The sequence below is a fragment of the Streptomyces hyderabadensis genome, from assembly GCF_020404845.1.
Classification (GTDB): Bacteria; Actinomycetota; Actinomycetes; order Streptomycetales; family Streptomycetaceae; genus Streptomyces; species Streptomyces hyderabadensis.
In genome coordinates this window covers 1-1,340 of sequence record NZ_JAIOJZ010000127.1, presented here as the reverse complement: position 1 = coordinate 1,340, position 1,340 = coordinate 1, and the positions used below count along the sequence as shown (strand labels likewise).

The 1,340-nt window shown below is 72.7% G+C and carries 1 protein-coding gene; it reads left to right on the top strand.

The features are described from left to right. Positions 1-121: 121 nt before the first annotated feature. Positions 122-1,340: polyketide synthase dehydratase domain-containing protein (locus K7854_RS37160; protein ID WP_226030972.1), on the top strand; the 1,219-nt coding region annotated here is incomplete at its 3' end.

The window sequence follows — 1,340 nt, the reverse complement described above, 5'->3', positions numbered from 1 at the left end:
ATTGCGGGCGTTGCATGCGTTGGGTGTGCGGCGGTTCGTGGAGGTGGGTCCGGACGGTGTGCTGGCCGGGCTTGTCGGGCAGGTGTTGGAGTCGGATGCGGTCGCGGTGCTTCGTCGTCGGGTGCCTGAGGTGCGGTCGGTGGTCGAGGCGGTTGGTGGCTTCTTCGTGCGGGGCGGGTCGGTCGACTGGCCGGTGCTGCTGCCCGGCGCCCGGCGTGTGGAGTTGCCGACGTACGCCTTCCAGCGCGAGCGGTACTGGCTGGACGCCCCCGCCGCGACCGGCGATGTCACAGCGCTGGGGCTCCAGCTGGCCGAACACCCGCTGCTCGGCGCGGCGGTGGAACTGGCGGGGTCCGACCGGATGGTCTTCGCGGGACGACTGTCGACGGCATCGCAGGGTTGGCTGGCGGACCACGCGGTCCACGGCACCGTGCTCGTGCCGGGCGCCGCGTTGGTGGAGCTGGCGTTGCGTGCCGGGGATGAGGTGGGCTGCGGTCGCCTGGAGGAGTTGACCCTCCAGGCGCCGTTGGTCCTCCCGGAGACCGGTGCCGTACAGCTGCAGGTCTCCGTGGGAGAGGCGGACGCCGAGGGCTGCCGTACCGTCGAGATCCACTCCCGCTCCGAGCGGGAAGCGGCCGAGTCGGTGTGGGTCTGCAACGCGGTCGGTGCCCTCACCGAGGCAGACGCGCAGCCCGTCCCGGCCGCGCTCGGCGGGGTCTGGCCTCCGCGGGGTGCCCAGGCGGTGGAGGTCGGCGACTTCTACGACGGACTGGCCGACCGGGGCTACGACTACGGGCCCGCCTTCCAGGGCCTGCGTCGGGTATGGCGGCGCGGCGACGCGGTGTTCGCGGAGGTCGCGCTGCCGGAGGAGGCTGCGGAGACGGCCGGCGCGTTCGGGCTGCACCCGGCGCTGCTCGACGCCGCCCTGCACGCCATGAACTTCGCCCCCGTGACGAAGGGTTCGGGCACGCCGCTGCCCTTCGCCTGGACCGGGGCCGCCCTGCACGCGGTCGGTGCCACGGCTCTGCGGGTGCGGATCGAACCGGACACCGCACGTGGTGGCGTGAGCGTTCAACTGTTCGACCAGGCCGGACTGCCGGTCGCGTCGGTGGAGTCGTTGGCGCTGCGCGAGGTCAGGCCGGAGCAGCTGGCGATCCGGAGCGAGGAAGATTCGCTCTTCGAGGTGGAGTGGGTGTCGGCTGCGGTTGGTGGGGGTTCGGGTGGGGTGGGTTCCTGGGCGGTGCTCGGGGACGGGCCGGTGGTTGATGGCGGTCGGGTGTTCGCCGATGTGGATGCGCTGCTGGCGGCTTCCGGGTCGGCTGTTCCTGGCACGGTGGTGG